Below are 23,867 nucleotides of genomic sequence, written 5' to 3'. Positions count from 1 at the left end.
TGCGCTAATACGGGCTTCTAGTCATATTACCAAGAACTGGCGAATTCCCGCAGCTTGAACACGGGAACCATAAACTCGGCTAAGTTAGAGTCCTTGGTGCAGGGTTGCACGCAACCAGGCTTGTATCTTATTTATAGCTGCAAGAATCAAATCGATAGATTGCCCCAATACTACCCATTTGGGCCTGGAATGATCTTCCGAACGTATTGATACTTGTGGTGGACATATAGCGATATGCTGCGTTGAGTGCGTAATTTTCTGAGAAGTTATATGTTAAACCCACAGTTCCCTGATAGGTAAACACATTTTTTTTGGCACTAAACGAAATCGCGTCAAGTGGGCCAGATGCGTTTAAATCAAGGTTTAAGAACGAGTAACCAATACCGCCGCCAATAAACGGAGATATTGTTTCCAAAAACTCTGGAAAATCAAAATAGATATTAGTCATGAGCACATTAGCAGAGGTTCTGCCACTAAATGATGTTAGATCAAAGTTCGTAACACGGAAACGATCGGGATTGGCAGAGATGTACGTATATTCAAACTCATAACGAACGGGATTATATTGATAACCTAGACGGCCCCCTGCATTCCAGCCATCGCGGTAGCGTACGTTAGAAAGCTGTACACCTAAAATATTAGTATTTACGTTCGATGATAAATAGCTATAGCCTCCAAAAGCACTCATATACCAGCCATCAACAGCAGTAGATGCTGATGCGATGCTTGATGCTAATAAAGCAGCAGAAAAAAGTACAGATCTCATGACTTCCCTTTATTATTATTTTTGTGAAGTCATGTTATCGTGTTGCCCTAAATTTGCAAGTCCTTAAATTCAAAAAAAATTAACAAATATTTTAACGATACTCCGTTATTGCCACAGGTCTGTTATGCCTATTATTTCATCGTAAAAACAAAAAATTTTTATCACTACTATAATGAATTGGCCACATTGATTTTGCTCGCTCATGTTATGTGCTATTGAGAAATATACTATCTGTGTGAATCGTCTACTTGTTTCAAATGAACATTGGTGCAATGATAAATTTTTAACAGATTGAAATGGAGTTTCATAATGACTGACACTAAAAAGAAAGGCACGGCAAAACCGTTATTGGAGATACCGTCTAGTTTTATTGAACAGATTGTTGATCTTATTTCTGATGCGACCGATGGAGGTCGTCAGAAAATAGTCGATCTGGCTGAACAAGCCAAAGTAAAATACAAATATTGGCTTTATTATTTTACACGTACCCGTGACATCAACAGCTTTATTCATGACTTAAAAGAAACCAATGATTCTTATTTTCGCTGGGAAGCTGTTAAAAAGCTTTTAAGCGAAGGCGAATGGAATAATGGCTCTTATAATTTCTACTTTCTTTTAGAACTTACCTGCGCTATTGATGGATATCAATCTTTAGAGGAGCAGGAAAAACTTTCCTTTGTGCTTAAATTAAAAGAGCCAATTATGAATCGCTTAAATTATTTAATTGCCGATCATAAGAAAGCACTAGAGGAAGCAAAACATCGTAGTGATGAGCTTGTGCAAGCAGGTTTAGCTAAACAACGCTTATTCGATTCGGCAATTGTTGAGCAAGATCTCGATGCTGCGAAAAATAAAGCTGCAAAAGAAGCGGATAAAGTTGTTTTTTGCCTGGTAAAGGATACTAAGCAGTGGACGCTTTCTTTAGTGGATGCCACCGGTAAAATACATCCATTGGATGTAAGCGTAGAGCTTAAATTATTTCTATCCCGCAAGAAAATTACCGATCTAACCAAATTAAGTACTGAACAGCTAGAACATATAATCACCGAGTGCCAGCAAGCAAAAACCCAATTGCTTGAACGTTTACAATTAGTGATCAATTCTGAGCAAAATAATATAGATCTGGTGAATAAAGGTCTTAATTCAGCCTTTGTTTTACGCACCGATCCACCTAAGGCCAATCTTTGGTGGGTAAGCAGTTTAGGCGCACTCAATTTTATTGAGCTCAAAGATTATCCTTTGCTTCATGAATGTTTAACTAGCTGTCTTGGACTGTTGCACGATAATGACTTTAATGAGGCGGCTAAAAAAGAAATTGAGAACACAATAAAACTTCATTTATTGGGAGTAAAAACAGCTAAAGCTTTAAATACGGCAACTGTTTCCCTGATGAATCGACAGTTGGGTAGTATTATTGGTAGAAAAATGGGGCAACAAAACATTGATGAAGTAAAACATAATGCTCATGAACGTGCGTTTAGTTTACTTCAATGCAAGATCAACCCAGAGGAACGAATCAGCGATTTGCAGCGTATGCATATTACCTCAACCTTTATTCTACACCATACGGACAAAGAGCATGCTCTTTGGTGGGCAAATAGTTTAGGTCATATCAATCAAATTAGATTAAAAAATTATCCTGAACTTTCCAGTTGGCTTGGTACTCATCCTGCTCCATTTAATGCAGAAGATGAATTAGCGTTTAAAAACTATTTGTTAAACATTAATCCGATTCATGAGTTAGATAAGAATAGTTTTCAAAATATTAAGGCCATGCTTGAAAATAGACTGAAGCTGCATGTTGAAGAGCAAGTGCAGCAGACGCTTGAATTGGTAAAAGACACTCCTAAGGTTGATGCATCATTTAAGGAAGAGACGGAGAAGGTTAAGCCTCAGCCTTTAAGCAAAGATAGATATACAGCTATCAGTAAATTGCCTACTATTTGGCATGAACGCAGGATTATGGATGAAGCTTTAGAAAATGCCGAAGTGCTATCGCGTACGCTTAATTCTTAATATGATGTAGATTATAGGTCATCCCTAACTAGTGAGGGCCTCCTGAGAATAATACCACATTCAGGAGAGCCTTCATCGTATTCCTCAGGATGACGTAGATTTAAACCCATTCGTTATCGGATAACGCCAATCTTTACCAAAGGCCATTGCACTTACTTTGATTCCAGGAGCTGCCTGGCGTCGTTTATATTCATTGCGTTTAATCATCTGGATTACTTTAGTAACCACTTCAGGTTTGAATCCTTGTTGAATGATTGCTGCCGGGCTTAAATTCTTTTCCATGTACGCCACAATAATCGCATCTAAAATCTCATAGTCAGGCAAGCTGTCTTGGTCGGTTTGATTATCCCTTAACTCAGCCGAAGGAGGGCGAGTAATCACCCGTTCAGGGATTACTTTCGATACGTTATTTCGATAATGAGCTAGTGCATAAACCTGGGTTTTGAGCACGTCTTTTAAAACCCCAAAGCCACCACACATGTCACCATACAAGGTCGCATATCCTACTGCAGACTCACTTTTATTTGAGGTGGTCAGGACCATTTTCCCAGTTTTATTTGACATAGCCATTAACAATAAACCGCGAATTCGAGCCTGGATGTTTTCCTCAGTAAGATCTGCGGGGCATCCATGAAACTCAGGTTTCAAGGTCGTCATTAGGGCTTCAAATGCGGGTTCAATGGATAACATAGAATGAGCGACTGCTAGTGCGTGTAGTTCGAGCATGGCATCCTCAACGCTCATTTCTGCAGTATAGCGTGAGGGCATAAGAACTGCATGTACTCGTTCTGCTCCTAAAGCATCTACAGCGATGGCTAAGGTGAGTGCAGAATCAATACCTCCTGAGAGGCCTAACAAAACGCCTGGAAATTGATTTTTATTAACATAATCATGGGTTCCACAAACTAATGCTTCATAGAGTAATGCCTCTTTAGTTGGCAGGGCCGCTATAGGACCTGAAAGCTGTTTGCCTTGCAATTCAATGGTACATAAATCTTCTTTAAACGCTGCGGCGCGGGCGCAGACAGTGCCTTGTTGATCCAGTGCAAATGAATGTCCATCAAATAATAATTCGTCTTGTCCGCCAATTTGATTTACGTAGGCAATAGCAACACCTTGCTTCGCATAGGATTTTAATAATGCTTCGCGTTTTTGATATTTGTGTTCATCAAATGGGGACGCATTGGGGATGAGTATTATCGAGACACCGTGTTCAATTAAGTCCGTGATCGGACCGGGTTGCCATGCATCTTCACAAATGCAAATACCTATCTGGTAATTCTTTATTTGTAGAATACACGGTTTTCTTACGCCTGCGGTGAAATAGCGTGCTTCATCAAAAATTTCATAATTAGGTAATTTCTGTTTGTGATATTCCCTAATTATTTGCCCTTGATACAAAATGCTCACACTGTTGTAGCAGTTTTTTTGATCTATACTTGGATGACCAACAAGGATATAACAGTCTTTGGTTGCTGCTTGGATTTGTTTTAAATGCTCCACCACCGAAAGATGAAATTCATTCCGAAAAAGTAAATCCTCGGGAGGATAGCCTGTTAAGGCTAATTCAGGAAAAACAATGACATCATGGTCATCTTGCTTGTTTTTTATGATTTCAATAATTTTATCCCGATTGAGCGCTAATGCTCCAACTGTGGGATTGATTTGAGCCATAAGAATTCGAAGCGTGTTTTGCATGATATTAAGCGCACTTTGATAGGAATGGGCAGTAAATTATTACAAAGTGCACCTAAATGAAAGATATAAGTGTTAATTAGATTGAAAATTGCATAAAATAGACGCTTTTGTCTAGAACATCCCAAATATTATGTTAAATGAAGCACTATCAAAAATGCCAGAAGCGTTTGAGGCCAAAATATTATTGCGTGGGCAAGAATATTTTGAGAATGGCCATGTGCTGAATATTCGTTTTAGTGAGGGGCTCTTAAAAGGGCGAGTTAAAGGCAGTTCCAGTCAGATCTATGATGTGCACATGGATTTAAAAGCCTGGCCTGGAAAACGTGCGAGTTGCACTTGCACTTCACCAATTAACTGCAAACATGCGGCAGCCTGTTTATTTGCCTTACGCGCTCAAACCAATACGGTGTCACAGCCTGCAAATAAGCTTGATAAGCGCTTAGATAGCTGGTTAAAAAATCTGCGTGCCCAAGAAGCCGCGGTGGTTAAGACTCATGAGTCCACGCATCATTTAACCTATTTAATTGAACTGAGACTTGAAGGTTATGAGCATAAAGTAATCGTCAAATTGGCTTTAGCTAAATTATTAAAACGTGGTGGTTATGGAAAGATGATCACTTTTAACAGCCTTGCTGAATCCAAGAAACAACACTTTACTGGTGATGATAATGAATTAGTCGCTCAATTACTGTTTAAATGCGGTGTTACAGGCTGGTTTGATTCCTTAAGCATTCGTAATAGCGAATTATTAGCAGGAATTCTTGCTACAGGCAGAGCTTTTTTTGTTCATGATCAAGAACATGCTATTCATCTGGGTGAAACCTATAACGGCACATGCCAGTGGGTTTTGGCACAAAATGGTAGCCAGAACTTATTGTTGATGCATGATGATGAAGTTGTTAAGCCTTTATTGCTAGACGAGAGTTGGTATTTTGATTATGACATAGGAGTCATGGGCTATTTAAAAACTCCTTATCCAATAAAACAGCTCGGACATTTATTAGAAGCACCCCCCATTTCTATTGAGCAAGCGCCATTACTGGCGAAAAAAATGGAACAAACTTGCCCTGAGTTTCCAGTACCGCAAGTTTTTACTATACAAGAAACGCGTCAAGTTACTCCTATACCTATGCTAATTTTGGATGCAGTAAGCGAGGAACAGGAAGGACCATCTTGGTTTTATGATGATGAGGAATTGAATGCCTTATTCATTGCACGTGTTTTTTTCAATTACAATCAGTCACGAATCGCGCTTAACGAAGACTGCGATACGGTAGTGACTCAAGAAAATGGCATTTTAATTCATTACCAACGCGATAAACATTTTGAAGCAGAAAAACTAAACGAATTACATCAGATTCTTAAATTGAGAGCAGCTAAAGGTTGGGAAAAAGCGCAGTGTAATAAAACCAGGCAAGCTGATTTCGTATTAGAAAATATTACCCAAGCCTCAGATTTAGAGTTTCTTTACAGCCAAGCAATACCACTATTAAACCATCGGGGCTGGCAGGTAGACATGATAAGCTCATTATATCAGCAAGTGGTTAGTGTTGATGACGTGGAATGGTTTTCTGATTTACATGAAGGTAGTGGCACCGATTTCTTCTCCTATCAATTAGGTATCTTAGTCGAGGGTAAGCCTGTCAGTATCGTTCCTTTGGTGGCTGATTTAATCCAGCATTACAAAGGGGGGGAGTTGGATGCCCTTCCAGATGAGCAATTAGTTAAATTACCTTTAGATGATGGGCGTGCTTTACAGTTAGAAATGGGGCGTATTAAACCTTTGGTCCGTTTGCTTTTGCAATTTGGTTTGCGTCATATAGATGAAAATCAAGATCTGCAAATTAACAAATACCAATTGATCTTAATGCAGGAAGCAGAATTAGCACTAGCGGCCACGAAGTCACGTTGGCAAGGTGCTGAAATGCTACGCGATGAGTTAAAGCGCTTGGTTAAGTTAACTGACATTCCGGAGGTTCCGGTTCCTCATGGGTTACAAGCGCAATTAAGAGACTATCAACGCCAAGGATTAAGTTGGATACAGTTTCTGCGTACGAGTAGTTTCAGCGGTATTTTAGCTGATGATATGGGGTTGGGAAAAACCATTCAAACCTTGACGCATTTGCTTTATGAAAAAGAGCAGGGACGTACACGCACGGCTACATTAATTATTGCGCCCACCAGCTTAGTTGGCAATTGGGAGGCTGAGGCTCGGCGTTTTACTCCGGCATTAAAAGTCTTGGTTTATCATGGTAGCGAGCGGCATCAGGATAACTTTGACGATTATGATTTGGTTATTTCCACCTACGGACTCATTCATCGAGATAAAGAAAAATTTGTGAGTTATCCTTTTTATTATCTCATCTTGGATGAGGCACAATTTATTAAAAATGCCCGCACTAAAACAACGCAGATTATCCAGCAATTGCATGCAGCGCATCGTTTATGCCTCACGGGTACACCTTTAGAAAATCATTTAGGGGAATTATGGTCTTTATTCCACTTTTTAATGCCAGGTTTATTAGGAGATACCAAACAGTTCAGGCTTTGGTTTAGAAATCCTATAGAGAAACATGCCGATATGCATCGACGTGAAGTTTTAGTCAACCGAGTTAAGCCCTTTATCTTAAGAAGAACCAAAAACCAGGTTGCTCGTGAGTTACCGCCGAAAACAGAAATGACGCGGACTATTGAAATTGTTGGGCCACAGCGAGATCTTTATGAAGCCATTCGCATGAGCATGGAGAAAAAAGTTCGCGATGCGATTGTGAAGCAAGGCTTAGGTAAAAGTCATATTATTATTCTTGATGCTTTATTGAAGCTGCGTCAGATTTGTTGTGATCCGCGTTTATTATCATTACCCGAAGCAACGATTGCCCATGGAACTTCAGCTAAGCTTGAGACCCTAATGGAGCTGCTTGATAATTTGGTGGAAGAGGGCAGACGAGTACTCATTTTCTCGCAATTTACATCTATGCTGCAATTAATTGAAGATGAGTTGCATGCGCGTAATTATGATTATTTAAAGCTTACCGGACAAACACAAAACAGACAGGCTTTAGTTGAGAAGTTTCAGGAAGGAAAGATCCCTGTGTTTTTAATTAGCTTAAAAGCAGGGGGAACGGGACTGAACTTAACGCGTGCGGATACGGTTATTCATTATGATCCCTGGTGGAATCCGGCAGTAGAGGATCAGGCTACGGATAGGACGCATCGTATTGGTCAGGTAAATCCAGTGTTTGTTTATAAGCTGATTACTTCGGGTACGGTCGAAGAAGCTATTTTAGGTATGCAAGAGCGTAAGCGTCTATTGGTGGATGGGATATTATCCGCAGATCCGGCTAAGGCGATGAGTTTAAGCGAAGACGATATCGAGCAGTTTTTTGCGCCACTGTAGCAACTGTGGGGTGGGTGCGAATTTTTGACGCATTTTCAAACAACTACTCCTTCAAAAAAACATAAAATTTAATGCTTTTTCATTGAAAAACTGGCATAGTCGCAAATCATGGCATAAGCTATATATGATTGTAATTATGGAGAAAACTATGAAATTATGGAAAGCGATTTGTGGTTTGGTTTTTGCTGTATCATTTGTTCCTAGCGCCATTGCTGCATCAGGTTCGCCTGTAGGTCAATGGACAACAATTGATGATAAAACTGGTGCCAAAAGAGCTGTTGTAATGGTTTCTGAATCTGGCGGCGTTATCAGTGGCGTTATTCAAAAAGTATACCCACAAGCAGGCGATACTGGAATTTGTGAGAAATGCCCTGGCTCGTTTAAAGGTAAAAAAATTGCGGGCATACGTTTCTTATGGGGTTTGAAAAGTGATGGTAATAATGAGTGGAGTGGTGGCTCTATTCTAGACCCTAAATCAGGTAAAATTTATAAAGCAAAAATGACTCTAGATGGAAATAAACTTCATGTTAGAGGATATTTAGGCGTATCCTTATTAGGACGCACTCAAACATGGGTTAGATAATTCCCGTAACCTGGTTGCAAGCAACCAGGTTTTCTTTTAGAAATCCTCCTGCCAATCCCGTCGCAGTCCTTTTAGCAGATGACATCCTAGCAAAAGATCATTACAATAGCCGTTGTTCCAACTCACATGCCTACCTAATTATGCTTGATCTAAAAAAACCTAAAAAAACCGTTGATCCATTAAGAAGACCCCCACATTCAGTCGAAGCAGAGCAATCGATTATTGGTGGCTTGATGTTGGATAACCAGGTTTGGGATAAAATTAGTACCAAATTATGCGAGGCAGATTTTTACCGTACGGAACATCGTATTTTATTCCGGGCAATTTCCGCATTATCCAAAAAAGACCAACCCTTTGATGTAGTCACGCTTCTTGATACTTTAAAATCACATAATGAGCTGGATGATGCCGGCGGTGAAGCTTATTTGTTTGAATTAGCAAATAACACACCTAGTGTGGCGAACGTCAATGCCTATGCTGATATTGTGCGTGAAAAATCCGTACAAAGACAATTGATTGGGGTAGCTACAGAAATTGCTGACGCAGCCTATAACCCCGAGGGCAGGGAAGTACCTGAATTATTAGATATGGCTGAAACCAAGGTATTTGCCATCGGGGAGCAAACCGGAGGCGATGGTGGTCCTGAAAATATTAAATCCATTTTAGTGCGTACCGTTGAAAAGATTGATGCCTTGTACCACAACGGCGATGCGCTCACCGGGGTTCCGACAGGACTTAGTGATTTAGACAAAATGACTTCAGGCTTACAGCCCTCTGATTTGGTTATCGTTGCAGGTCGTCCTTCTATGGGTAAAACCACCTTGGTAATGAATATGGCAGAGCATGTCGCGATTCAGTCTGGAAAGCCCGTAATCGTATACTCAATGGAGATGCCCTCAGATTCATTAGCCATGAGGATGATGTCTTCTTTAGGTCGTATTGATCAGCATAAGATAAGAACTGGAAAGCTTGATGATGATGATTGGCCACGGGTGACTTCTGCGGTACATATGCTGTCTGAAGCCACTTTATTTATTGATGATACCCCAGCGTTAAGCCCCTCGGAAATGCGCGCTCGCTCGCGTCGTGTAGCCAAAGAACATGGTTCCGTTGGCTTAATTGTGGTGGATTATCTGCAGCTCATGAAAGTACCTGGCTTTAGCGCTGAAAACAGAACTGCGGAAATCTCGGAAATTTCACGAAGCTTGAAGTCCCTTGCTAAAGAATTGCAAACACCAGTAATTGCTTTATCCCAGTTAAACCGAAGTTTGGAGCAACGTGCTGACAAACGTCCCGTAATGTCTGACTTAAGGGAATCGGGTGCTATCGAGCAGGACGCGGATTTAATCTGCTTTATTTACAGGGATGAGGTGTATAACGAAGACAGCCCTGATAAAGGAACTGCTGAGATCATTATTGCGAAACAAAGAAATGGTCCTATTGGAAAGGTCCGTGTAGCCTTTATTGGTAAATATACTCGATTTGAAGATTTGGCATTTAATGGTTATCAAGAGGGATTCGAATAGTGTCAAGACCGACCCACTTGGTTGTTGAATCTAGTGCTTTACTGCATAATTTGGCGCAGATAAGACGATTTGCTCCAGGAAAAAAAGTAATTACTATGGTCAAAGCCAACGCCTATGGCTGTGGTATCCATGCGGTGGTTCCTGTGCTTGAAGGGCATGTTGATGCTTTTGGTGTCGCCTGTATTGAAGAGGCCATGGTTATTCGTCGCCTGGGTAGTCGTACTCATTGTATTCTGTTCCAAGGAGTGTTTAGCCCGGATGAATTTAAATTGGCTGCAGAACACCAATTAGGTTGTGTCATGCATCAGCCACACCAAGTACAGTGGTTATTAAATACGCCATTGGATAAGCCGATTAAATTATGGGTGAAGGTAAATACAGGCATGCATCGTCTGGGGTTTAAGCCTTATGAATTGCAAGAGCTGATGAGTGCTTTACAAGCTTGTTCCTGGGTGGATAAAGACATTGGTTTAATGACTCATTTAGCCTGTGCTGATGAGCCAGAACGTGCGGAAAATTATCAGCAGATTTCTCTTTTTGAACGTATTTCCGTTGCCGGTTTTAGTCAACGTAGCATGGCCAATTCCGCAGCAATTATTTCTTTCCCACAAACTCATGCGGATGTAGTCAGACCAGGCATTATGCTGTATGGGGTATCACCTTTTGCGGATAAGACTGCAATTGACTTGGGATTAGTGCCCGTAATGCGTTTTGTATCCGCGATTAGTGCGGTTTATGATAATCCATCTTTTGCACAAGTAGGGTATAGCGGTGTTTGGAGCAGCCCAAACCCCTCACGAATTGGTATTGTTGCTGCAGGCTATGGTGATGGTTATCCGCGCCATATTGCTGCGAATACGCCAGTTTGGGTGCAGGGTAGGGAAGTTCCTATTGCGGGTCGTATTTCTATGGATATGTTGGCTGTTGATTTAACGAAACATCCTGATATCCAACCTGGAGCTCCGGTTGAGTTGTGGGGGACTCATATTTTAGTAGAGCGTATTGCTCAAGCCGCAGGGACGATTGCTTATGAGTTGTTATGCCAAATTTCTGAGCGCGTGCGTCATTCTTAGTCAGTTTTTCCTTAGCTTAATGGCGGTGCGTCCCTGACCATCCCCATTGCGTCATTGCTTGCTAACTCCTTGAGACTAGTTAAAAAATATTAAGCATTTAAACAATGCACTATTTTAAAGACCAAATAGTTCATTAAGTTCCTTTCTTTAGGAAGATTGATTGAAAAATAGATAGGCAGATGGTGCTCTTTTTAACAAGTATATCAGAGAGTGATCAAATTACAATCTCCATTTATTGTGGTAACGTTTGCTCAATTAAGTGCCATGCCCTCAATAAAAGGATATGGATCATAATCATTCAGGGTGTTAGAATGATGTCGATTTTTTAACCCTTTAATCTGGTGACAATCATGAAAAAGTTAACTGTTGCATCCTTATCTTTGTCTTTCTTACTTGTCGGTTGTACCGGAGTGAATAATGAAGGTATAGGCGCCCTTTCTGGTGGTGTCGTTGGTGGATTGCTCGGTAGCCAGTTTGGTAGTGGCGGTGGTAAAGTCGCTGCAGCAGCTGGTGGCGCTCTTATTGGGGCTGTTTTAGGCGGCCAAATTGGGCGAAGCATGGATAAAGTAGACAAAATGCAAATGCAAAGAGCATTGGAAACTGCACCAACCGGTAGAGCCGTTAATTGGTCAAACCCAGATACTGGATATCGTTATACCGTTCAACCTACTCGAACTTACTATCATGAGCACCATCATGAGCGCTTACCTTGTCGTGAATATACTACAAAAGCATGGATTGATGGACGAACTCAACTTCTCCGTGGTAGCGCTTGCCGTCAACCTGATGGAAGTTGGCACGTAGTGAACTAGTAGCTAGCGAAATATAAAAGTCGCGAAACAATAACAAAATTGCCGTCATTGCGAAGGCATAAACGTAGCCCGTATTAGCGCTGCCGTAATATGGGCTACAGCTTATTAAGCTACAGGCTTATCCTTAACTTCTTTCGCCCCCTTATTACAACAAGCACAACCGCAATTGCTAAACTTATTGTATAGCCAGGCAATAAGAAAACCCATAATGAAGGCATCAATAAATGCAATAACTGCCCCCAAAATACTTCCTTTAATCGATGGAGTATATCCAGGATATAAATTTCCCATTGATATAACAAAATCATGTCCATAAGCATAATAAGTAGCAACTAAGCCTAGCAATAATATGGATATTCCCCAAAGCACACCAAAAGCCAGACCCAAACCTACAGGATTTATTCTGCAACCACTCATAATTATCTCCATATAAAAGGCCTCGATAGAAAAGAGGCTGTGTTGGTTTACGGGTGGTTCACAATTAAACCTGTTTGCTGGCCAGCCCAAGAGGCATAAAATGCCTCTTGTAGGAGTATAGCTCTACTTCAGGTCAAGTAGTAGTTTTTGACAAATTGAAAAATATTGGGCCTCTAATTGATGCAGATCGATTAAAGAAACACATTCGTTAACTTGATGGATGGTGGCATTAACAGGGCCTAATTCAATAACTTCTACACCATAAGGGGCAATGAAACGACCGTCAGAAGTACCGCCACTGGTTGATAATTCAGGTGTATAACCTGATTGCTCCAGAACCGCTTGTTGCGTACTTTCCAATAGCACTCCTTGAGTGGTTAAAAAGGGTTCCCCACTTAAACGCCAGTTGATGTTAGGGCTAAGGCCAAACTCATTAAAGGTTGCCATAACGTGTTCTTTTAAGCTCTCTTGAGTCTGCTCTGTAGAATAGCGGAAATTCAAGTGCATATTGATTTCACCAGGAATAATATTTGGTGCTTGGCCGCCTGAACTAATGGAGGTTATTTGCATGGACGTTGGTGGAAAATAAGCATTGCCTTCGTCCCAACGAATGGCAGTTAATTTAGCTAAGGCTGGGCTTATTTTATGAATGGGATTTTCTGCTAGATGCGGATAGGCAACGTGTCCTTGTTTTCCATGCAGGCAGATTTTGGCACTTAACGAACCCCGTCTGCCAATTTTAAGCACGTCCCCAACATGGGCGGTACTGGAAGGCTCTCCAACAATACAGTAATCAATATGAATTCCCTGTCGTTGCAATTGTTCCATAACATAAGGTGTTCCTAAATCATAATCATCACCTTCTTCACCGCTGGTAATGAGAAAGCCTAATCGTCCTGGAAAAGCAGGGTAGGCTTCAACGAAGCGTTTTGCCATGAGTAGCATACACGCAAGGCTGCCTTTCATATCGGCAACGCCACGGCCATAAAGCATGCTGTCTTTATCTACCAAAACAAAGGGATCCGTATGCCATTTTGACTCATCACCTATGGGCACTACATCAGTATGGCCTGCAAATACTAATAAAGGGCCACTGTTTCCATAAAGAGCAAAAAAATTAGATACAGGGCCATTATTCATCCGTTCACAACTAAATCCTGCATTCTGCAAGAATTGAATCATAAATTCCTGACACCCTGCATCATCAGGAGTAACCGATGGGAAATTAATGAGTTCAGTTAATAGTTCCTTTATTTTACTCATAATTTAGTTAGCTCTTAGTAATTCATTAATGCTCACCTTCGCTCGGGTTTTTTCATCCACCTGTTTTACAATCACGGCACAATACAAGCTATGGCTTTTATCTTCGCTAGGTAGGCTTCCAGCAACAACTACGGAGCCTTCAGGAATACGACCATAAGTGATTTCCCCAGTGAGGCGATTGTAGATTTTGGTACTTTGTCCCAAATAAACGCCCATGGACAATACGGAATTGCGCTCTACGATTACTCCTTCAACGACTTCAGAACGCGCACCGATAAAGCAATTATCTTCAATAATGGTTGGATTTGCCTGTAACGGTTCTAATACGCCGCCAATACCAACGCCACCGGAAAGATGCACATTCTTACCAATTTGCGCACATGAACCAACGGTAGCCCAAGTATCAACCATGACCCCCTCATCGATATAGGCGCCAACGTTTACATAGGAGGGCATTAAGATGCTGTTTTTAGCAATATAAGCTCCTTTGCGCACCATGGCATGCGGCACAACACGGACACCAGTTTGTTGAAATTGCGCTTCGCTATAGTCTTGATATTTCAGTGGGACTTTGTCATAAAATTGACAAAATCCAGCATCGATAACTTGATTAGGAAATAATTTAAATGATAAAAGGACCGCTTTTTTAATCCATTGATGCACAACCCAGTCATCATTTACTTTTTCTGCAACACGGTACTGTCCACTATCCAGGCAAGAAAGTACTTCATTCACGGCCGCAATGAGCTCAGGACTTGCAGTGCTCATGGATAAGGTTTGGCGCTGTTCAAAGGCTTGTTCAATAATGGTTTGTAACGTATGCATATGTTTTTCCTAAATAATGTTATGACAAAGCGCTGTGTAAATCAGCTTGCAAATCTTCTACGTGCTCAATACCCACGGAGAGACGAATAAAGCCATCTTCAATGCCTAAAGCTTTGCGCTGCTCTGGTGGAATGGATGCATGCGTCATAATCGCTGGGTGTTCAATTAAACTTTCAACGCCACCTAGGCTCTCAGCAAGGGTGAATAATTCACAACGCGATAAAAAGCGTTTCGCTTCTTCAATACCACCGTCGATTACTATGGAAATCATGCCGCCAAAACCTTGCATTTGCTCTTTAGCTAATTGGTGTTGCGGATGGCTAGCAAGACCTGGGTAGATTACTTTGTTTACTTTAGAATGTGAGCTTAGCCAGTTTGCTAAGTGCTCCGCATTTTCACAATGTCTTTGCATGCGCAAGGATAGGGTTTTCAGGCTTCTGAGCACTAAAAAGCTATCAAATGGACCGGCAATGCCTCCACATGAGTTTTGTAAGAATGCCATACGATCGGCAAGATCCGCATTGTCGCCCACAACAACGACGCCACTAATTACATCGGAATGACCATTTAAGTATTTCGTTGCCGAGTGCAGCACAATATCAAATCCCAATTCAATTGGACGCTGAATCCAGGGAGTAGCAAAGGTGTTATCCGCTACTGTAATTAGGTTATGACGTTTTGCAATCGCTGCGATTTCACGTAAATTCGCCAGCTTTAGCATGGGATTGGATGGAGTTTCTACCCAGATTAAGCGTGTTTTAGGAGTAATTGCGGCTTCAATGTTGCGCGCGTCGGTCATATCTACAAAAGAAAACGATAAGTTGGAGGTGCGAGTCTTCACTTTATCGAATAAACGAAAAGAACCACCATAAAGGTCGTCCGTAGCAATCACATGGTCTCCAGCATCGAGCAGGTCAATCACAGTATTTATGGCCGCCATTCCCGAGCCAAAAGCAAAACCACGCTGACCTGATTCCAGGCTGGCAATACAGCCTTCATAAGCTGCGCGAGTAGGGTTTTGCGTGCGCGAATACTCATAGCCTTGATGTACTCCAGGAGCGCTTTGTCGGTAAGTAGATGTTGCATAAATTGGAGTCATTACTGCGCCGGTGCTTGGGCAGGGTTCTTGGCTAGCATGAATAGCTCGTGTATCGAAGTGATTCTTTTTCATTCAATATATTCCTTATAGGTAATCGTTTGTATTCTAGTGGGGTAATTTCCTCTAGGCAAGGTATCAATTGATGTTAAATTTAGGACGAATGGAAGCTATTAGCTTTAAATCGGTGGCTTTTGGGGCATTTTTGCCGCAATAATTTTGATTTCTTTTGATTTTATGCGATTCTTATCCAGAAATCGCGTTTAATCCAAGGCTTAGGAAACTATGAAGGTTGATTTTCATTATTTATGGTCAGGCAAATATGCACAATGGATTGCCATTGCTTTAATTTCCTTTTTTTCTTCATTGATTATTATTGAATTTTTTTCGCTAAGGTTTACACCGATTCAAGCACAAATAGCTCCTGAACCGGGTAAGGGGGTGATTCCTGTTGCTCAGAAAGAGGATTCTTTTAATGACATTATTAAGGCATCCCTTTTTGGTGTTTATGTTTCCAATGATTTAAGTGATGGCAGTGTCAAAAAATCCATGTTAAATGTTACTTTGGTAGGAATCTTATTTGCTGGTAATATGGAGGATTCTCAAGTGATCATTCGTGCTGCAAATGGGGAAGAGAAGACCTATAAAATAGGTGACACCATTCCGGGCGATGCAGTAGTTAAACGAATTACTGCCAATGGGGTACTTGTTGAGCGTCAAGGGGCTTTGGAAAGTTTGAGTCTACCCAAAAATGAATTAATCTTTGAGCCGGTAGCTAAGCCTTTAAAAGGGGAATAGATTAGATGAAACATGCTTTAAAATTATTAATCGTTGTACTGTTTATTCCAGGATTAGCTGCCTGTCTGACACGCACCGCCAATTTACGCGAGGGCATTACTAACTTTCGTGTGGAGAACTATCGCACCGCATTTATACGTTTGAAACCAGAAGCTAAAAAAGGTCAGCGTGATGCGCAATATGCTATTGGTTATATGTATTATTACGGGAAGGGCGTGGTTGAGGATCGTAAAAAAGCATGGTTTTGGATCACTGCAGCGGCCAATGCCGGCCAGCCTGATGCTATCGTGGCCGCGAAAATTCTGGATGGGAATATGAATACTCCGGTGGTTAATCCGAAGGTTTATTGATCATTATTTTGATTGCAGACCCTAGCGCGTATTAGGCTGCGCTAATACGCGCTATATATTCTTATAATAAAGACAAAATCTTACTCGTGGGTTTTGCCAATCCCAAAGAGCTTAAATGTTCTTTCGCAAACCATTGCCCCTTAGGCTCAGCCAATTTGGTTCCCAATACTTTAATTTTAATCCGTAGTGCATTTATTTCCAAAAGAAAATGACTAAAACGATGTTTAAAAGCAATCAAATGCTGAGGCGCTTCACCGTTTAAATCATATTCCATTTTGATAAAATCAAGGGGGCAGCTGCCTTCATCTATACTCGGTAAACACCATAAACCACCCCATAATCCTGAGGGAGGTCTTTTTTCTAAATAAATTTTGCCCTCGTGATCGCATAAAACCAATAATTGTTGCTGTTGTACTGGTACAGGTTTTTTTACTTTCTTGGTTGGGTATAAATGTTGTTCTCTATATTTTAATGCCAAACAATGATCTTGTACCGGGCAATGCTGGCAATCAGGGTTTTTCGTGGTGCAACAGGTTGCTCCTAGATCCATAATGGCTTGCGTGTAATCTGCGCACTGTTCTTGAGGCATGCACGCATTGGCAAGTTGCCATAATTGCTTTTTTATTGCAGCTTGCTCAGGATGTCCCTTAATGGCGAAAAAACGCGTTAAAACTCGTTTCACATTCCCATCTAAAATCGCCGTAGGTTGGTTAAAGGCTTGAGATAAAATCGCGGCTGCTGTTGAGGCGCCAATTCCTGGCAATGCATGCACCAGCTCAAGTTGATTAGGAAAAACTCCTTGATACTCAGAAGCAATAATTTGCGCGGTTCGATGAAGATTACGAGCGCGGCTGTAATAACCTAATCCGGACCATAGGGAAAGGACCTCATCTTCATGAGCATGGGCTAAATCGTTAATATTTGGAAAACGCGCCATAAAACGTTCGAAATAGGGGATAACGGTTTGTACCTGCGTTTGTTGCAGCATAATTTCAGAAATCCACACTCGATAAGGGCTACGGGGTAATTGCCAGGGTAGGTTTTTGCGCCCATGGCTAGCAAACCATTCAAGCAAAGGCTTGCTAAATTGCACAGGTAAATTATTCACTTAAATCATTGTCTAGTTAATCAGTCAAGATAATATCTTAATTTTAATATGATTAATACCTGAACATGATGCAGAAAAAATTTTAAAATTTATTCGCGAACTCCCCATCCATGGTCTATCGTTTTAGTAAGGCTTGTTTACAAATAGCCCTTAGGACATGCCTAAATATATAAAAAGTCCCCTCATCAGCGGAGAAAATTTCATCGCAGGGAGGGGGCTTTTTTTGTGATTTATGTAGAAAGATATAATAAGGAGATAATTATGCGCCAAAAATCATATGAAATAATAGTCTTAAAGCCTACGGCTGTTTTTTTATCATTTCTGGCGTCACAACTACCAGAGGCCAAATTACCCGATCTGCGTTTATTGCAAATCGACAATACAGCTTACACTATTCCAAAACAAGCATCAGATGATGCCGTCCTTAATGAGATAGAAAAACGTTTCCCTGAAATGTTTCGTCATGAAATTTCTCGTTGGTTAGGGGACAGTGTTCGTTCTGAGATTGAAACTAATTTTTTAGATTTTCTGTGTTGTTTCCGATTTGAATTGCACAACCATATTATCTTGATGGAACCTTCCATCGAAGAAGGGAAACAATTACTGCTCTTCAAACCTCGGGTGGCTTTACTTAATTGGTTAAAATCAACAGCTGAGGGTCATAATGAGCTTGTTGAAGTAATTGAACGTGTGCACTTATCTCATTTAGAAGAAAATGCCACGGTGATGGTGAAGAATTTTTCTAATTTAACGGAAATTAAGCCTTTTATTAAAAACTACTATCAGCCGATATTTTCAACGGCGATGACTCGTATTAGCAATCCATCTGAGCAATGGCCTTCGATTGATTCGTTTCATCAGTTTAATGAGTATTTTGCAGTTGAAATACATACACAATTGATTCATTTGTATCAGTAAGGGAGTGGATTATGGATCCGATGGTTATGGGGCTTATTTGTGCAGCAGTATTTGGGACGGTGATGGTTGCATCTGCGTTTATTAGACAATTATTACTAAGTAGAGATAAAAAATTAAATGATGAAGCACAAAGTAGGGCGTTAGCGCAGGAAGCCGGTGAGTTAGAGAAAATCCGAATACAAATGCAAAATGAAAAACGTTTTACTGCACATTATCAAATGCTTGGTGAAAACAAGGATGCCATTAAGTATCTGGATGCTCAAATCTCAGAGCTTTTAAATAAAAAAACGGAGCTCATCGAGCGTTATGCACAAGCAACCCTTAAAGAGTCTGGAGTTATCATTTCTAGTGGGGAGATTTCTCCTGAACGTAAATTGATTTGTGATAAATTAAGAGATGAAATTGATAAAAAAATCGGATTTTATGACGCTGAGTTGCAGATATTGCAAAAGCGACGGGCTATATTATGGGATACACATGCCGATTTTGAACGGTATCTGTTAAATCAAGAGAAAGCGAGTAACGTCAATTTGGATAATATTTATAAGCAACATTCTGCTTTATTAGAGAAAGTTTATTTACGCCATATTGATGATACGGAAGTGGTTGCTGTGAAACTTATTGATGCGGGTACCGTGTCGTTTAAAGACATGCTGATGGCGCCCATACAATTTTTAATGCAATTTTTTGGAGCGGGTAGTGCCTTACCGAGTATTGCTGTAGTGCAAACCCGAGTGGAACATAGTGCCAGACAAGAAGTGGAGCGTACAGAAAATGATATAAACAATCCTGAAGAGCGCACTAATCGGCATCTCCATGCACTTGATGAACCAAACGATCAGAGAGGAGATATTAATAATACCTCTGTTTCTTTTGCTTTATAAGCGAGGATTAAGTTGTGATTTTAAGCCAAGTGGTGACATTTTGCCCAATGTATAATACAATCACGTTCTGAAAAACTCGCTCATTTTTACCAAACTATCGGCGTGTCGCGGCTAATCCGCGGGATGTTGAAAAATGAGAAGATTTCTCATAATCTCGTTGCATTTAGGGATGCATACAATTTTATAATTGCTGTGGAGTATTACAACAATGAGGCAACATCGCTTAGGATTTATTTTAGGTGCTATTTTGGCTGTTCCTGCGTACAGTGTTAATGTAAATGCACTTCTTCCAGATGAACAAAATACGGTACAAGTATTTCAACAAGCATCACCTAAAGTGGTCTATGTTCATCGCTTGGCAACAGTAACTAATCATTATTCTTTCAAAAAAATGCAGGTTCCTGATGGTTCGGGTTCAGGTATGATTTGGGATGATAAAGGTCATATTGTTACTAATTATCATGTAATTAAAGGTGCAGATAAACTGGCTATTACTTTGGGTAATATGACCGTTCCTGCACGAGTAGTTGGTTCTGAGCCACGTAAAGACATCGCGGTATTACAAGTGAAATCACCGAATGCTTTATCGACGCTAAAATCGTTTAAACCTTTTGACATTGTGCATCTTGTCGATTTGATTGTTGGCCAAAAGGCTATTGCAATCGGTAATCCTTATGGTTTAGATCACAGTTTATCTAAAGGGGTTATTTCGGCATTAGGTAGACAAGTTCCAGGTATTGGAGGGGTAACTATTCGTAATATGATCCAAACGGATACGCCAATTAATCCAGGTAATTCTGGTGGTCCATTATTAAATAGTGCTGGGCAATTAATCGGTATGAATACCATGATTTTTTCTCGTTCAGGTGCTTCTGCAGGAATTGGATTTGCTGTACCGGCTGATGATATTCAACGCATTGTGTCTCAAATTATCACGCATGGGCGTGTTGTATTATCAGGAATAGGTATTCACAGTGTTGCGCCTAATATTGCGCAGCGTTTAGGCGTACGTAAGGGTATATTGGTTGCTGAGGTACTTCCTCGTACACCTGCATCACAAGCAAATTTGCAAGGAACACATCGTGATCCATGGGGACGCACAGTGATAGGTGATGTGATTGTTGCCCTTAATGGTCATGCAGTTAATAATTATGATGAACTCTATAATTTGTTGACTGATATTAAGGTTGGTGAAAAAATTACGGTGTCAGTACAGCGTGGCAATAAGCAGATGGATGTGGCCATGAAGACTATTGATATTGCTGGAGCATAATATAGCTTTTCCTCATCATTCCGACGCAGGAGAACCCTCGTTGCGTTCGGGATGACAGGGGAATTATTTAAGGAGATAGGGATGTTACTTAATAAAGAAGAGTCATTGTTATTATTAATTGATGTTCAAGAAAAACTTACCCCTGCTGTAATGAACAGCGAGGTTCTCATAGCCCAATGTGAGTGGCTTTTAAAACTAGCCCGCAAATTGTCAGTTCCCATTTTAGTCAGTGAACAATATTTCAAAGGCCTTGGCGCAACGGTTGCTTCACTTCAAGAATATTATGATTCGCAAGAATGTATTGATAAAGTTCATTTTTCTTGCATGAGTGATGCAAACTATGCTCAGCGTCTAAAACAATTGAATAAAAAACAATTGGTTCTAATCGGCATGGAGGCACATGTGTGTGTGCTGCAAACTGCTTTAGAAATGAAAGAGCATGGTTTTGATGTTTTTGTAGTTGTTGATGCAGTCAGTAGTCGGGGAGCGCAAAATATAAAATACGGCCTGAAACGCATGCAGCAAGCAGGAATTCAATTAGTTACTTCAGAAATGGTATTTTTTGAGTGGATAAGAAAGGCTGGAACACCTGAGTTTAAAGAGTTAAGTAAAGAGTTTTTGTCTTAGGTTTTTCTGTATACCTAAATTTTTGGGCTGTGCCATTTAAAAGACATAAAAAATGTTTTCATTGCGAGCGCAGTGAAGCAACCCAGTACTGAACTCTAACGAAGCATCATTCTGGAGTGCATCGTCAAGGCTCGCAATGACGAATTCATAGCTGTACAGACACATGTGGCTTCGTTTGCATTCTTTCTTGCGGGGACTTGAACGAGAAATGGATAATACACGTTTATAATTACGGAGAAGTTTAGTGAATTTTACAAATCAAGTAGCATTAATTACTGGTGGCGCTTCAGGTATGGGAAAAGCTTGTACTCAGTATTTGCAGCAACGAGGAATGCGGGTGGCTATTTGGGATAAACAAGCAGACCCTCAAAGTGAGGCTGATTTATTTATTAATTGTGATGTAACCAGTGATGCCTCTGTGGAAGAAGCAATGCAGCAAACAATTGCTAAACTTGGTGCGCCAAGAGTTTGTATTAACTGTGCGGGAATAGCACCAGCAAAACGTATTGTTGGTAAAGAGGGAGCAATGCCATTGGCTGCATTTAAGCAAGTCATTGACGTGAATCTTATTGGCACTTTTAACGTAATGAGAGTTGCCGCACATGCAATGTCTGCATTGGAGTTGGATAGCAAATCTCAGGAGCGAGGAGTTATCATTAACACCGCATCAATTGCCGCCTTTGAAGGCCAGGTAGGGCAGGCGGCTTATAGCGCTTCCAAAGGGGGTATTGTCTCCATGACTTTGCCTGCTGCACGAGAATTAGCTCAGTTTGCTATTCGTGTAAATACCATTGCACCTGGATTGATTGGTACTCCGTTATTACTCAATATGCCCCAAGAGGTTCAGGATAATTTAATTTCCACGATGACTTTTCCTAAACGCTTTGGTCAACCTGAAGAGTTTGCTGCTTTAGTAGGGCATATTATTGAAAATGGGATGATGAATGGTGAAGTTATTCGTTTAGATGGTGCACTGCGCATGCGATAGGGTTTACTATCTTACGTGTAGGTTGGGCCACGGCTCAGCCTACAATTTATCCGCTTTTATCCAGTATCGGGGGTGAGATTAAGCTTCTTCGTGATGGTGATTAGTCTCGTTTGAAGAGGATAAATTACCATGAGCATTATAAACACTCACTGCATCGGGTTTATTTCCTGACAGAGCATTAACAAGCTCCTGACGAACATAAAGATTATTTGCAATCACTTGACCATTTACGGTATTTAATTCACGACAACGCGTCAAAGCATGGGTTAATTTGCTATTTAATGTTTTTACTAAGTTTATTTCAGGTTCTGGGCACTCTCTAAGAAAGGCATTTAGCGCATATGCTGCATCAAGTACTTGATTCGCAGGGTTAATCAGCACCATACGCTGTTTCGAGCTGTCTTCTAACTTATTGGATAAATCTTGCTTTTTACTGGCACATTCTTCCATTTGAGCATATTGGCGAGTTTCCAAAAGTCCTTTTTCTTCGGCTAATAAATCATTAAGTGACTCAACCCAAGAAATTTCTTGTTCTAAATGCTTGCATAATGTCTTTACTTTGTCGTTACTCATATAACTACCTTAAATTTACGCCATCTCAGTATTATTTAACATTTTTGCAGCAATCTTGTCACTATTAATTTGGTAATTACCTAATTCTATTTCAGCTTTGAAATAGAGAACACGAGCGTCACTAACTTCTGGAACAGAATCTAATGATTTTGTAATCGCTTCAAGTTGTTTGGTTGTATTGCTGATGCTAACGTTGTCATCAAACGATGAAGAGCCTTCAGCTAAAATTTTATTAATTTCCAGCTGCTTACCTTTCAAACGGTTGTCTGACTCTATAGGTTTTACATGAGTAGCATCACTAATTTGATTAAACATAAACTTATCCTCACGTTGTTTTGTGTTTATTTCATACTGATGACCTATAGTTACCAGTCCTAAAATTTGCATCAGTAAACGCGTTATCGGCAGCTTGAGAAAATACTTTAGTAAATTTTCTTAATTTTATGATTTTTTTATTAAAAAATAAATTCTTGGCTTAAAAAACTACGGTTACTCTTTTTTCCCCAGAAACTTGAGCTTCAACGATTTTTTTTGAGCTTAAATTTCGTACTTTGATGGTTTCCCCTAGAGAGCCGTCGGTAATTGCAATCCCTTCCATACTAATAGTTAAATTATTATTGCCGGTTATCATAGAGATCTTTTCTCCTTTACGAACTACTTTAGGTAATTCAATATTGGCTGGAGTAAAGGGATGATTCGCCGCGATATTTTGCTTGCAGACTTGGCCAATTAAATCGTCGATGTCATTAAAATAACCATTTTTTAATTTATGGACATCCATTTCGGTTTGATAAATATCATTACCTGTAATTTTAGCGCCTTTCATTAAGGTGCGATTTGCTACAAAAATGTTAAATAATACTGAGATGGCGTAAA

General features: G+C 40.4%; 23 protein-coding genes. 13 read left to right on the top strand and 10 right to left on the bottom strand.

Annotated features, from left to right (window positions below; genetic code table 11):
- Positions 1–127 precede the first annotated feature (127 nt).
- Positions 128–766, bottom strand: coding sequence for an outer membrane protein (locus ACQY7T_RS14545; RefSeq protein WP_428414258.1), 639 nt, complete (start codon positions 764–766; stop codon positions 128–130).
- A gap of 309 nt (positions 767–1,075) precedes the next feature.
- Between ACQY7T_RS14545 and ACQY7T_RS14540 the strand changes: the two genes are divergently transcribed.
- Entirely contained in the window at positions 1,076–2,782 is a 1,707-nt protein-coding gene (locus tag ACQY7T_RS14540; protein WP_428414257.1) for a hypothetical protein, read from the top strand.
- An 84-nt stretch (positions 2,783–2,866) separates the two neighbouring features.
- On the opposite strand, the gene ACQY7T_RS14535 is transcribed toward ACQY7T_RS14540, so the two are convergent.
- A complete protein-coding gene (locus ACQY7T_RS14535) occupies positions 2,867–4,480 on the bottom strand; it encodes an NAD+ synthase (protein ID WP_428414256.1) in 1,614 nt (537 codons plus the stop codon).
- A gap of 130 nt (positions 4,481–4,610) precedes the next feature.
- Here ACQY7T_RS14535 and ACQY7T_RS14530 point away from each other — a divergent pair, with 130 nt between their 5' ends.
- The 5 genes from ACQY7T_RS14530 to ACQY7T_RS14510 all read left to right on the top strand — a co-directional run bounded on the left by ACQY7T_RS14530 (position 4,611) and on the right by ACQY7T_RS14510 (position 11,871).
- Positions 4,611–7,877, top strand: a complete 3,267-nt coding sequence (locus tag ACQY7T_RS14530; protein WP_428414255.1) for an SNF2-related protein — start codon at positions 4,611–4,613, stop codon at positions 7,875–7,877.
- A 148-nt stretch (positions 7,878–8,025) separates the two neighbouring features.
- Complete coding sequence (locus ACQY7T_RS14525) at positions 8,026–8,460, top strand: DUF2147 domain-containing protein (RefSeq protein ID WP_428414254.1); 435 nt, start codon at positions 8,026–8,028, stop codon at positions 8,458–8,460.
- A gap of 140 nt (positions 8,461–8,600) precedes the next feature.
- Entirely contained in the window at positions 8,601–9,986 is a 1,386-nt protein-coding gene (gene dnaB, locus ACQY7T_RS14520; RefSeq protein WP_428414253.1) for a replicative DNA helicase, read from the top strand.
- Complete coding sequence (gene alr / locus ACQY7T_RS14515) at positions 9,986–11,059, top strand: alanine racemase (protein WP_428414252.1); 1,074 nt, start codon at positions 9,986–9,988, stop codon at positions 11,057–11,059. Before dnaB ends, alr begins: the two co-directional genes overlap by 1 nt.
- Positions 11,060–11,409: 350 nt before the next feature.
- The gene (locus ACQY7T_RS14510; protein ID WP_428414251.1) at positions 11,410–11,871 is read left to right on the top strand and encodes an RT0821/Lpp0805 family surface protein; all 462 of its coding nucleotides are present in this window, start codon (positions 11,410–11,412) and stop codon (positions 11,869–11,871) included.
- 105 nt (positions 11,872–11,976) lie between these two features.
- On the opposite strand, the gene ACQY7T_RS14505 is transcribed toward ACQY7T_RS14510, so the two are convergent.
- The 4 genes from ACQY7T_RS14505 to ACQY7T_RS14490 all read right to left on the bottom strand — a co-directional run bounded on the left by ACQY7T_RS14505 (position 11,977) and on the right by ACQY7T_RS14490 (position 15,547).
- Positions 11,977–12,288: a bacteriophage holin gene (locus tag ACQY7T_RS14505; RefSeq protein ID WP_428414250.1), complete on the bottom strand. Its 312-nt coding sequence runs from the start codon at positions 12,286–12,288 to the stop codon at positions 11,977–11,979.
- A 123-nt stretch (positions 12,289–12,411) separates the two neighbouring features.
- Positions 12,412–13,551 carry a succinyl-diaminopimelate desuccinylase gene (dapE, locus tag ACQY7T_RS14500; RefSeq protein ID WP_428414249.1) on the bottom strand — a complete coding sequence of 380 codons (1,140 nt, stop codon included), beginning with the start codon at positions 13,549–13,551 and terminating at the stop codon, positions 12,412–12,414.
- Positions 13,552–13,554: 3 nt separating this feature from the next.
- Positions 13,555–14,376 carry a 2,3,4,5-tetrahydropyridine-2,6-dicarboxylate N-succinyltransferase gene (gene dapD, locus ACQY7T_RS14495; protein ID WP_428414248.1) on the bottom strand — a complete coding sequence of 274 codons (822 nt, stop codon included), beginning with the start codon at positions 14,374–14,376 and terminating at the stop codon, positions 13,555–13,557.
- Positions 14,377–14,395: 19 nt separating this feature from the next.
- Complete coding sequence (locus tag ACQY7T_RS14490) at positions 14,396–15,547, bottom strand: trans-sulfuration enzyme family protein (RefSeq protein WP_428414247.1); 1,152 nt, start codon at positions 15,545–15,547, stop codon at positions 14,396–14,398.
- Between the two features lie 210 nt (positions 15,548–15,757).
- Here ACQY7T_RS14490 and ACQY7T_RS14485 point away from each other — a divergent pair, with 210 nt between their 5' ends.
- On the top strand, positions 15,758–16,270 hold the full coding sequence (locus ACQY7T_RS14485; RefSeq protein ID WP_428414246.1) for a type II secretion system protein N: 513 nt from the start codon (positions 15,758–15,760) through the stop codon (positions 16,268–16,270).
- 5 nt (positions 16,271–16,275) lie between these two features.
- Entirely contained in the window at positions 16,276–16,620 is a 345-nt protein-coding gene (locus ACQY7T_RS14480; RefSeq protein ID WP_428414245.1) for a tetratricopeptide repeat protein, read from the top strand.
- A gap of 61 nt (positions 16,621–16,681) precedes the next feature.
- Here the strand turns inward: ACQY7T_RS14480 and mutY are convergent, their stop codons facing one another.
- Positions 16,682–17,728, bottom strand: coding sequence for an A/G-specific adenine glycosylase (gene mutY, locus ACQY7T_RS14475; protein ID WP_428414244.1), 1,047 nt, complete (start codon positions 17,726–17,728; stop codon positions 16,682–16,684).
- Positions 17,729–17,989: 261 nt separating this feature from the next.
- On the opposite strand from mutY, the gene ACQY7T_RS14470 reads away from it, so the two are divergent.
- The 5 genes from ACQY7T_RS14470 to ACQY7T_RS14450 all read left to right on the top strand — a co-directional run bounded on the left by ACQY7T_RS14470 (position 17,990) and on the right by ACQY7T_RS14450 (position 22,418).
- Entirely contained in the window at positions 17,990–18,646 is a 657-nt protein-coding gene (locus tag ACQY7T_RS14470; protein WP_428414243.1) for a hypothetical protein, read from the top strand.
- Between the two features lie 11 nt (positions 18,647–18,657).
- Positions 18,658–19,530: a hypothetical protein gene (locus ACQY7T_RS14465; protein ID WP_428414242.1), complete on the top strand. Its 873-nt coding sequence runs from the start codon at positions 18,658–18,660 to the stop codon at positions 19,528–19,530.
- Positions 19,531–19,738: 208 nt separating this feature from the next.
- Complete coding sequence (locus ACQY7T_RS14460) at positions 19,739–20,803, top strand: S1C family serine protease (RefSeq protein WP_428414241.1); 1,065 nt, start codon at positions 19,739–19,741, stop codon at positions 20,801–20,803.
- Positions 20,804–20,884: 81 nt separating this feature from the next.
- Positions 20,885–21,430 (top strand): isochorismatase family protein, encoded by a 546-nt coding sequence (locus tag ACQY7T_RS14455; RefSeq protein ID WP_428414240.1) that lies wholly within the window; start codon positions 20,885–20,887, stop codon positions 21,428–21,430.
- Between the two features lie 244 nt (positions 21,431–21,674).
- Positions 21,675–22,418 (top strand): SDR family NAD(P)-dependent oxidoreductase, encoded by a 744-nt coding sequence (locus ACQY7T_RS14450; protein WP_428414239.1) that lies wholly within the window; start codon positions 21,675–21,677, stop codon positions 22,416–22,418.
- A gap of 78 nt (positions 22,419–22,496) precedes the next feature.
- Here the strand turns inward: ACQY7T_RS14450 and ACQY7T_RS14445 are convergent, their stop codons facing one another.
- The 3 genes from ACQY7T_RS14445 to flgA form a co-directional block, all read right to left on the bottom strand.
- Positions 22,497–22,991: a flagella synthesis protein FlgN gene (locus tag ACQY7T_RS14445; RefSeq protein ID WP_428414238.1), complete on the bottom strand. Its 495-nt coding sequence runs from the start codon at positions 22,989–22,991 to the stop codon at positions 22,497–22,499.
- Between the two features lie 15 nt (positions 22,992–23,006).
- Positions 23,007–23,306, bottom strand: coding sequence for a flagellar biosynthesis anti-sigma factor FlgM (gene flgM / locus ACQY7T_RS14440; protein WP_428414237.1), 300 nt, complete (start codon positions 23,304–23,306; stop codon positions 23,007–23,009).
- A gap of 160 nt (positions 23,307–23,466) precedes the next feature.
- The coding region (gene flgA / locus ACQY7T_RS14435) for a flagellar basal body P-ring formation chaperone FlgA (protein ID WP_428414236.1) at positions 23,467–23,867 on the bottom strand (401 nt) is incomplete at its 5' end.

Origin of the sequence: Legionella sp. (genome assembly GCF_965140895.1) — a bacterium.
In the GTDB taxonomy this organism is placed as follows: Bacteria; Pseudomonadota; Gammaproteobacteria; order Legionellales; family Legionellaceae; genus Legionella.
This window is presented reverse-complemented; position numbering and strand designations above follow the sequence as displayed.

What these genes read in the sequence shown, in the direction of transcription:
- ACQY7T_RS14470 (WP_428414243.1), top strand. Translation starts at nt 17,990, where the DNA reads ATGCGCCAAAAATCATATGAAATAATAGTCTTAAAGCCTACGGCTGTT.
- flgM (WP_428414237.1), bottom strand. Translation starts at nt 23,306, where the DNA reads ATGTTTAATCAAATTAGTGATGCTACTCATGTAAAACCTATAGAGTCA.
- ACQY7T_RS14460 (WP_428414241.1), top strand. Translation starts at nt 19,739, where the DNA reads ATGAGGCAACATCGCTTAGGATTTATTTTAGGTGCTATTTTGGCTGTT.
- dnaB (WP_428414253.1), top strand. Translation starts at nt 8,601, where the DNA reads ATGCTTGATCTAAAAAAACCTAAAAAAACCGTTGATCCATTAAGAAGA.
- ACQY7T_RS14530 (WP_428414255.1), top strand. Translation starts at nt 4,611, where the DNA reads ATGTTAAATGAAGCACTATCAAAAATGCCAGAAGCGTTTGAGGCCAAA.
- dapE (WP_428414249.1), bottom strand. Translation starts at nt 13,551, where the DNA reads ATGAGTAAAATAAAGGAACTATTAACTGAACTCATTAATTTCCCATCG.
- ACQY7T_RS14540 (WP_428414257.1), top strand. Translation starts at nt 1,076, where the DNA reads ATGACTGACACTAAAAAGAAAGGCACGGCAAAACCGTTATTGGAGATA.
- ACQY7T_RS14535 (WP_428414256.1), bottom strand. Translation starts at nt 4,480, where the DNA reads ATGCAAAACACGCTTCGAATTCTTATGGCTCAAATCAATCCCACAGTT.
- dapD (WP_428414248.1), bottom strand. Translation starts at nt 14,376, where the DNA reads ATGCATACGTTACAAACCATTATTGAACAAGCCTTTGAACAGCGCCAA.
- ACQY7T_RS14485 (WP_428414246.1), top strand. Translation starts at nt 15,758, where the DNA reads ATGAAGGTTGATTTTCATTATTTATGGTCAGGCAAATATGCACAATGG.
- ACQY7T_RS14480 (WP_428414245.1), top strand. Translation starts at nt 16,276, where the DNA reads ATGAAACATGCTTTAAAATTATTAATCGTTGTACTGTTTATTCCAGGA.
- ACQY7T_RS14465 (WP_428414242.1), top strand. Translation starts at nt 18,658, where the DNA reads ATGGATCCGATGGTTATGGGGCTTATTTGTGCAGCAGTATTTGGGACG.
- ACQY7T_RS14490 (WP_428414247.1), bottom strand. Translation starts at nt 15,547, where the DNA reads ATGAAAAAGAATCACTTCGATACACGAGCTATTCATGCTAGCCAAGAA.
- ACQY7T_RS14505 (WP_428414250.1), bottom strand. Translation starts at nt 12,288, where the DNA reads ATGAGTGGTTGCAGAATAAATCCTGTAGGTTTGGGTCTGGCTTTTGGT.
- ACQY7T_RS14510 (WP_428414251.1), top strand. Translation starts at nt 11,410, where the DNA reads ATGAAAAAGTTAACTGTTGCATCCTTATCTTTGTCTTTCTTACTTGTC.
- ACQY7T_RS14545 (WP_428414258.1), bottom strand. Translation starts at nt 766, where the DNA reads ATGAGATCTGTACTTTTTTCTGCTGCTTTATTAGCATCAAGCATCGCA.
- ACQY7T_RS14525 (WP_428414254.1), top strand. Translation starts at nt 8,026, where the DNA reads ATGAAATTATGGAAAGCGATTTGTGGTTTGGTTTTTGCTGTATCATTT.
- ACQY7T_RS14455 (WP_428414240.1), top strand. Translation starts at nt 20,885, where the DNA reads ATGTTACTTAATAAAGAAGAGTCATTGTTATTATTAATTGATGTTCAA.
- ACQY7T_RS14445 (WP_428414238.1), bottom strand. Translation starts at nt 22,991, where the DNA reads ATGAGTAACGACAAAGTAAAGACATTATGCAAGCATTTAGAACAAGAA.